The organism is Actinomyces succiniciruminis, from assembly GCF_900002405.1.
Lineage (GTDB): Bacteria > Actinomycetota > Actinomycetes > Actinomycetales > Actinomycetaceae > Actinomyces > Actinomyces succiniciruminis.
This window is the reverse complement of record NZ_LK995529.1, coordinates 20,307-28,911: the sequence shown is the minus strand read 5'-3', so window position 1 is coordinate 28,911 and position 8,605 is coordinate 20,307. Positions and strand designations below refer to the sequence as shown.

Genomic DNA, 8,605 nt, shown 5'->3' with positions numbered 1-8,605 from the left:
CGGGCGGGGGCCGTCGCCGACCGGGCGGGGGCCGTCGCCGACCGCCGCACCCGCTCCGCCGCCTTCTACGGGATTCCCTTCGCCGAGCCGCCGACCGGCCCGCGCCGCTTCCTGGCGCCGGTGCACCGCGGACGCTGGGAGGGCGTGCGGGACGCCACCCGCCCCGGCCCCACCCCGCAGCGGCGCCCCTTCGGGGAGACCACCGCCATCCCCGAGCCGTCCATCCCCGGGGACGACGTCCTCGCGGTGAACGTCTTCACCCCCGCACCCGGGGACGCGGACGCCCGCCTGCCGGTGCTCGTGTGGATTCACGGCGGCGGCTTCTACGCGGGCAGCCCGGCCAGCCCCTTCTACGACGGGGCCGCCTTCAACCGCGACGGCGTGGTCACCGTGTCCATCTCCTACCGGCTGGGCTTCGACGGCTTCGGCTGGATCCCCGACTCCGACGCCCCGGTCAACCGCGGCGTGCTGGACCAGATCCTCGCCCTGGAGTGGGTGCGGGACAATATCGCCGCCTTCGGCGGGGACCCGGAGTGGATCACCGTCGGCGGGCAGAGCGCCGGGGGCGCATCCGCCCTGGTGCTGCTGGCGTCCCCGCGCGCCCGCGGCCTGCTGCACGGCGTGATCTGCGAGTCGGGCGGTACGACGGCGGCAACCACTGCCGACGCCCGCGTGATCGGGGAGCGGGCCGCCCAGATCGCCGGCATCACCCCGGAGATGGCGGGCTGGCGCTCCGTGTCGGAGGAACGGGTGCTGGACGTCTCGAAGCAGCTCGGCCGGGAGTTCCCGCTGTTCGACGTCTCCGCCGACCTGTCGCGCTTCATCCGCCCGCCCCGGGCCATCTCCCGCACCTTCATGCCGGTGGTAGACGGGGACATCATCCCCGCCGCCACCCTGGACGCGGCGACCGCGGCAGCGGATGTGCCGGTCCTGTGCGGCGGAGTGCGCCACGAACTCACCCCCATTGGCCGGGCCCTGAGCGGGGAGATGGCCGGACGCAGCGCCGCGGAGCTGTTGGCCGAGGCCGGCATGCGCCCGGAGCGGATCACGCAGCTGACCGCCACCTACCCGGAGCTGGCCAGCGACGAGGAGCTGCTGGTGGGCCAGGTGGTCTCCAACGGCCTGTTCCGCCTGCCGGTACTTCAGTGGGTGCGGCGCCGTGGCGCCGACCCGGTCGCGGCCGACCGCGCCTGGCTGTATGACTTCTCCTGGTGCTCGGCCCTGCCCGCGCCGGCGGGCGGCCTGTCCACCCACTGCATGGAGGTGCCCTTCGTCTTCGACTGCCTGGCCCACCCGCACGCCGACGGCGTCCAGGGTTCGCCACGCCCGCAGTCACTGGCCGCTGTCATGCACGCCGACTGGGTGCGCTTCATCCGCGACGGCGACCCGGGCTGGGCGCCCTGGGCACGGGCCGGCACCGGACGCCGCTACGGCGGCCCGGCCGCCCCCGCCGGCGCCGTCGACGAGGTCGTTTATCCCCTGGAGCTGGCCATGCTGGCCGACACCGAATCCGCGCAATAGGAGCCCGCATCATGTCCGACAGCAGCCAAGCCGCCGCGCAGCCGGACCGGGCCCCGGTACGGCCCTCGCCGTCGCCGGGCGACCCGGCGCCCGAACCGGCAGGCAACATCCCCGCCTCCCTGCGCGCAGCCCTGAAACTGCCCGCGGCGGACGGCCCCGCCTCCCGCGCCATCCATGAGGTGCTGGAGCTCCCCATGCCGGACGGGACCGTGCTGCGCGCCGACGTCGTACGCCCCGCCGACGACGGCGCCCACCCGGTGCTGCTGACCCGCTGCCCCTACTTCGGGGCCTGGCGGCCCATGGTGTCCGAGGTGTCCGGCGTCGACCCGGCCACGCCCGGCCTCATGGCGGGCGTGCTGGGCATGCAGGCGAACGTGAGCCTGGACCGGGCCATCGCCGAGGGCTTCGCGGTGGTCGCCCAGGCCTGCCGCGGCACGGACATCTCCGACGGTGACTTCCGCTTCTACTTCGACGAGGCCACGGACGGCACCGCCACGCGCGCGGCGCTGGCCGCCCTGCCCTGGTGCGACGGCCGGGTGCTCACCTTCGGCAACTCCTACCTGACCACCACCCAGTTCACCGCCGCCCTTGCCGGCACCGAGCACCTGGCCGCCATGACCGCTTGGGTGTCTCCCTCCACCTACGACGACGACCTGGCCATGCGCGGCGGCGTGCTGCTGGAGGGGCCGTCGTACGAGTGGGCGCGCCAGCAGGTGCGCACCGGGCTGTGGCGCGACGGGCGCCCGGACGCCCCGCAGGAGACACTGCCCGAGCCGGTTCCGGCCTTCACGCCCTACCTGGAACGGGTCGGGATCGCGCAGGCCGCGCAGGACCTGGCGATGGCGCACCGGGCTGGCGGGCACGTGGTCGACTGGGTGCGCCACCCGCTGCACGACGCCTACTGGGAGCGGCTCGTCTACCCGGTGGACGGGCTGGCGGACCTGGCGGTGCCGACGCTGCACGTGTCCGGCTGGTACGACCTGTTCCAGGGCGGCACCCTGCGCAACTTCACGGCCATGGCCGCAGGCGCCGCCGCGCGGGGCCGTCCCGGAGACGTGCGCCTGGTGGTCGGCCCCTGGACGCACCTGACCTTCGACGGGCATCTGGCCGGGCGTGACTTCCCCGGCGGCGGCACCGACGACGTCGGCCTGGGGGAACTGAGCCTGGACTTCTGGAAGGCGGCCCTCGGGGATGAGCAGGCGGCGGCGCGCCTGCCGGAGGACCCCGTGCGCGTCTATGTCATGGGGGCGGATCGGTGGATCGACCTGCCCGCCTGGCCCGCCCCCGACGCCGTCGAGCAGGCCTGGCGCCTGGGCGCGGGCGGGGTGCTGCACGCTCCCGACGGCCAGGCGGAGCGGGACGACGCCTCAGCGGCCGACGCCACCGCGGACGCGGCCGGCATGCCGGGCGCCGGCGGATACGAGGTGCCGGACACACATGCGACCGCGAGTTCCGCGGCGGGCTGGACCGCCTGGGTGCACGACCCGGCCGAGCCGGTGCCCACCGCGGGCGGCCAGATGCTCATGGGTCCGCCGGAGAACGCCGGCCCGCACGACCAGCGCAAGATCGAGGCGCGCGACGACGTAGCGGTGTTCACCAGCGCGCCGTTGGAGGAGCCGGTGACGCTGCTCGGCCCGGTGCGGCTGCACGCCTGGGTGGCGGCGGACGCCGCCGACGCCCACCTGCACGCGGCCCTGACCGAGGTGAGCCCGGACGGCACCTCCACCCTGCTGACCGACGGCGTGCTCCGGCTCAGCGCCCGCGCCGGGGCCGAGCGCCGCGACCCGCTCACCCCCGGCGAACCCGTGGAGGTGGATGTGGACATGTGGTCCACCGGCGTGCACCTGTCCGCCGGGCACCGCCTGCGCGTGGACCTGGCGGGCTCCAACTGGCCGCGCTACAGCGTGGCCGACCCGGCGGGCGGGGCCCCGGTGACCCTGCGGGTGCTGCATGACGCCGCCCACCCCAGCGCCGTCGTCGTATCCAGCGTGAGCCTGGACGACCACCCCGCAGTCGTCCGTTACGGCGCCTGACCCGCTCTTCCCCGCGTCTCAGCCGATCTCCAGTACCACGCGCTGGTAGCGGGTCAGCGGCGGCGTGCCGGTGTCGGTGCCCTCCACGATCAGGTGGATGGCCTGGCCGGGGCGCGCCTGGGCGGGGACGGTGACCACGGCGGTGCCGGCGCCGTCGTCCCGGACGCGCGGCGGCGTCGGGCACGGGTTGGGCCCGGCCTCCGGGTAGGCCCACCAGCGCAGCAGCACGTGATCGCCGTCGGGGTCGGTGGCCGTGGCGGTCAGGGTGACCACCTCACCGGGGCGCACGTGCCGCACCAGCCCACTGCCGCCGTCGGCGTGCTCGACGACGACGGCCGGCGGGTGGTTGGCGTCCTCGTAGCGGGGCGTCACCGACCAGGCCAGGCGGGCGGCGAACTCGTGCTGCAGGGCACGCCACCAGCGGGTCATGTGGTACTCGGGCGGGGTGGTGCCGTCGGCGGCGCGGTCGACCACCTGCTGGGGGTAGTCGGGCTGCGGCAGGCCCGGCAGGTCGAAGCGCATATCCGAGGTGAGCGTGTCGGGAAGCTCCGGGTGCGGGACCTGGCGGCCGCCCCAGCCGCCGAAGGTGGCGTCCTCCCAGGAGTGCAGGCCGTTGGGGATCAGCAGGGTGAAGTTGGAGGTGTCGCCCTCGGAGATGAAGGCGCCGGGCTCCTGCACCGGGATCCACACCTGATAGCCCTCCTCGCGCAGCTGCGCCTCGGTCTTGCCGGCCTGGCCGAAGTAGTCCTCGGGGTCGAAGTCGGCGGCCATGCGCCGCCCGTCGCCCCACACCCGGTAGGCGGCCCCCAGCGGGCCCCGGGCACTGACGTGCTCGCGCGTCCACTGCGCACCGACGAGTTCGAGGTCGGCGGGGAGCAGCACGTCCCGGGTGGTGTACCCCCAGGTGAGGGTGGCGACCTCGCGGTGCTCCAGGCCGGGCCAGTGCGGGCGGATATAGCCTTCCAGGGTCGAGTCCTGCTCCCCGAAGGAGGACAGCACCACCCGTTCCAGTACCCGCTGCTTGAGTTCCGGCCAGTCCTCCCGCCCGCCAAGTTCCTCCTCCAGGGTGCGCAGGGCGCGGGCGAAGGTGGAGATGCCGCCCCAGGCCTGGATGAACAGGGGGCGGGCGGCGTCCAGCAGGGCACCGCCCTCGCCGGTAGCGCCGTCCGGGGTCAGCGCGATGTCCCGCAGCAGGTCCGCAATGAGCGTGGAGCCTGGGGTGACCTCGTCCATCTCCCCCTCGGCGGTGATATTGCCCATGCGCACCAGTGAGCGCAGGAAGGCGGCGGTGGGGAAGCGGGGGTCGTGCACGCGCAGGGTGTCCTCCACCTGCGCGTAGGCGTCGATGGCCTCGTCGATGTGGAGTCTGGCGCCGGGCGCGGGCCAGCGGTGAGGTGCGATGCCGCGGGCGGGGTCGCCGGTGTAGTGGAACTTGCTGCCCGCATACACCAGGCCGCACAGGTCGATCTCGGCGGCGTGGGTGAGCAGGCGGATCATGGAGTTCAGGTCGTCCAACTCGGGGTCGGTGGTGACCACGACGCGGGGCCAGTCGTTCCGCGGGAAGGCTTCCTTGCGCATGGCCCCAGCGTGCCACATGCGCGGTTCGTTGCGGGATCTCGACGACGCCTGAACGACCCGTTAGGCCGACACGCCAAAGTCCGCAAGGACAAGGGAATGGCCCGGAAGCTGAGCGAAATACTCGAATCACTCGCTCAACTGATCCGGGCCATTGGTGTCCTTGTGGATGCCCTCAGTAAGTGGTTCGGCTGAGCCGCTTACGTCGGGGAGTCATCCGGTTGCCTCCGGGTGACTCCCCTCTATTGTGCCCGCTCGCGCGCTCGCCTGACAAGCAAACGAGCCTCATCTCAGTTCGAAGACGCGGGTTAGCCCGTGACGACGCGGCCCGGCTCTCCAGAGCGCTGCCCGGCAGGACGTCCTCGACAGTAAACCGGCTCTTCCGGTTCGGGTGTGCCGGTGCTGGGTGTTGCCGGCCGGGTGGGTTGGGTGCTGGTGGGTGGGTGGTGTGCCCGGGCGCCCTGGCCGTGGGGCAGATTGTCCGAATCCGGCGCAAAGGCCGTCGGCGACCGCTGGAGCCGATTTGAAAACCGCATGATTCCAACGTTCTGCCCACGGCCGCCGGCGACGTCGGCGTCGTTTATGCCGATCCTGGACACTTTGGGGCCGCCACGCACAGGAACGAGCGCCAACGGAGAGCCGCCGCGGGCGGGCACGCCGCCCGTGCGCCCGAGGTCACCGCGCATTCCAACACCACACCCTCAAACCGGAAGAGCCAGCTAACCGGCGTCCTGGAGGTTCACCCCGCGTCGTCGATGGCCCTCGCCCGGGCAGCGGGCAGGCTACGCCACCAGCCCGGGATGTGCTGCAATGGGCCGGTGGATCGCACCGACGCCCCGCCCCGTGCAGACGACTCCGCGCCGCCGGAGCCCACCGAGGCGCCCGAGCTACCACCTGTGCCCGCCTGGCTGGACGAGCCCACCGGCGAGCGCGCCCTGGCCTGGGCGGCGGCGCGGACGGACGAGACCATGTCCGCCTTCACCGATGACGTCGACTACCTGCGTCTGACCGCCGCCCTCCAGGAGATTCTGGAGGCTCCCGACCGGCTTCCCGCGGTCACCGAGGCGGCGGGCATGGTCTACAACTTCTGGACCGATGCCGCCCACCCGCGCGGAGTGTGGCGACGCACCACCTGGGCGTCGTACGCGGCCGGAGCCCCCTCCCGCCCGCCGCGCCCCGACGACGCCTCCGCCACCGAGTGGGAGGTGCTGCTCGACCTGGACGCCGAGCGCCGTCGGCGCGGCCGCGACCTGGCCTGGGCGGGGGCGCAGGTGCTGCAGACCGGTCCGCTGGCCGGACGCCGCGCCCTGGTGAGCCTGTCCGACGGCGGCTCGGACGCCACTGTCACCCAGGAGTTCGACCTGGAGGAGCGGCGCTTCCTCACCGTCGCCGAGGGCGGCTTCTACAAGGCCCTGTCCAAGGGGACGCTGACCTGGGGCGCAGATGGCGACACCTGCCTGCTCGCCGCCGACTTCGGCGCCGGATCGCTGTCACCGGCGGGTATGCCCAGGCAGGCGCTCCGGCTGCGCCGCGGGCAGGCGGCCCAGGACGCCGAGGTGCTGATCACCGCGGCCCCACATGCCGTCGTCGCCCGGGCCAGTTGCGACGCCTGGGGCCGCACCTGGCTGATGTGCATGGATGGCCTGGGCGGCACGCGCGTGTGGTGGCTGCCCGACGACGCCGTCGTGCCCGGCGGCGAGGCGGAGGCGCGGCGGGCGCTCGCGGCCGACGAGGAGATCGTGCCGACGGACGCGGTCTTGATCGAAGCCCCGTCGTCGGCCTCCGTGGGTGTGGGACGCGACTGGGTGACGATCCAGCTGCGCGAGCCCTGGGAGGTGTCGGGGCGCCGCTATGAGGCGGGCATGCTGCTGGCGGCGCCGCTGGAGGAGTGGCTGCGCGGGGGACGCGACGGGCTCGAGGTGCTGTTCACGCCGACGCCGTCCTCCTTCATCTCCGCGGCCACCTGGACCGCGAATCACCTGGTGCTCACGGTGCTGGACGACGTCGCCGGCCGGCTGGAGGTGTGCACGCCGCCGCAGGGCGCAGGGAGGGGCTGCCGGGGCGAGTGGCGCCACCACTGGATCGACCTGACCGGGGCCGCCTACCGCCCGGACGAACGGGACGGCGTTGCACAGTCGCTCTCTCCCGAAGACGGCGGAGGACGAGGCGCCACGGCCGCCGTCCGGGATCCCACCGAGCTGCGGCCGGGTCGGCCACTGTTGGAGGTGACCGCGCAGGCGGTGCGGCAGCGGGACACCGACTACCTGTTCATCTCCGCCTCGGGCTGGACCACCCCGCCCACGCTGACCCTCGCGCGCCTGACCGAGGCGGGCGAGGTGACCGGCATGTCGGTACTGCGGCAGGCGCCGGCCCGCTTCGACTCCCGCGGGGTGCGGGTGAGCCAGCATGTGGCGGTCAGTGCGGACGGCACCCGCGTCCCCTACTTCCAGATCGGTCGGCGACGCACCAGCGCGCATGCGGGCACCGGCGACGGCGGGACGACGTCGGTTCCGGCTGCGAGCGCGCCTGCGGCGGGGTCCCCGGCGCGGGAGCCGTCGCCCGGCCCAACCCTGCTGTACGGCTATGGCGCCTTCGGCACCAGCCAGATCCCCTGCTACCAGCCGCTTACCGGGAAGGCGTGGCTGGAACGGGGCGGCACCTACGTGGTGGCCTGTACACGGGGCGGCGGCGAGTACGGGCCCGGTTGGCACCGGGCGGGAAGGGGCCGGGAACGGCACCGGGTGGTGGAGGACTTCGCGGCGGTGGCGCGCTCGCTCATCGACCGCGGGGTGACCTCGGCGGGCCAGCTCGTGGTGCACGGCGCCAGTGCGGGCGGCCTGCTGGTCGGCGAGATGCTCACCTGCCACCCCGAGTTGATTGGGGGCGCGATCGCCGAGGTGCCGGTGCTGGACCTGGAGCGGTACACGCGGCTGCTGGCCGGCGCGATGTGGCGCTCCGAGTTCGGGGATCCGGGCGATCCCGACGACTGGGAGACCATGCGCCCGCTGTCGCCCTTCCACACCCTGCGACCGGGGCGGGAGTATCCGCCGCTGCTGCTGCTCACCTCCACCGCCGACGACCGCGTGCACCCGGCGCACGCCCGCGCCATGGCCTACCGGATGCGGGAACTGGGCCTTGAGGTCGGCTACGTGGAGCAGACCGAGGGCGGGCACACGGGCACGGCGATCTCCGCCCAGCGGGCCGCCACCAGCGCGCTCATCCACGCCTTCGCCCGGCGGGCCGCCAACGGCGGGAACGTGTTCGGGCACCCCGGTTCGTAGTCGGGCGCAGGGGGGCTGCGTCCGGCGCCCGTCGGCCTTATCGCCATTCCGGGCGGAAGCTCCTCACGCCGACCTGACGCACCGTCCGCACTCCCGCCTAGTGTCGCCGTATACGCGGCGGCGGCAACGAAGTCGCCGCGAGCAGCCAATTGCAGCAGGCGAACCGCAGCCGCGCTGCGCGAACACTTTCGGAGG

At 73.8% G+C, this 8,605-nt stretch carries 4 protein-coding genes; 3 read left to right on the top strand and 1 reads right to left on the bottom strand.

The features are described 5' to 3' along the window. Both BN1056_RS11145 and BN1056_RS11140 read left to right on the top strand, forming a co-directional pair. The coding region (locus BN1056_RS11145; protein WP_210581242.1) for a carboxylesterase/lipase family protein at positions 1–1,521 on the top strand (1,521 nt) is incomplete at its 5' end. A gap of 11 nt (positions 1,522–1,532) precedes the next feature. Further along, positions 1,533–3,554 (top strand): CocE/NonD family hydrolase, encoded by a 2,022-nt coding sequence (locus BN1056_RS11140; protein ID WP_210581240.1) that lies wholly within the window; start codon positions 1,533–1,535, stop codon positions 3,552–3,554. Positions 3,555–3,572: 18 nt separating this feature from the next. Here the strand turns inward: BN1056_RS11140 and BN1056_RS11135 are convergent, their stop codons facing one another. Then, on the bottom strand, positions 3,573–5,132 hold the full coding sequence (locus BN1056_RS11135; protein ID WP_210581238.1) for a DUF1593 domain-containing protein: 1,560 nt from the start codon (positions 5,130–5,132) through the stop codon (positions 3,573–3,575). A gap of 815 nt (positions 5,133–5,947) precedes the next feature. On the opposite strand from BN1056_RS11135, the gene BN1056_RS11130 reads away from it, so the two are divergent. Next, entirely contained in the window at positions 5,948–8,410 is a 2,463-nt protein-coding gene (locus BN1056_RS11130; protein ID WP_244671675.1) for a prolyl oligopeptidase family serine peptidase, read from the top strand. The last annotated feature ends 195 nt before the right edge of the window (positions 8,411–8,605 follow it).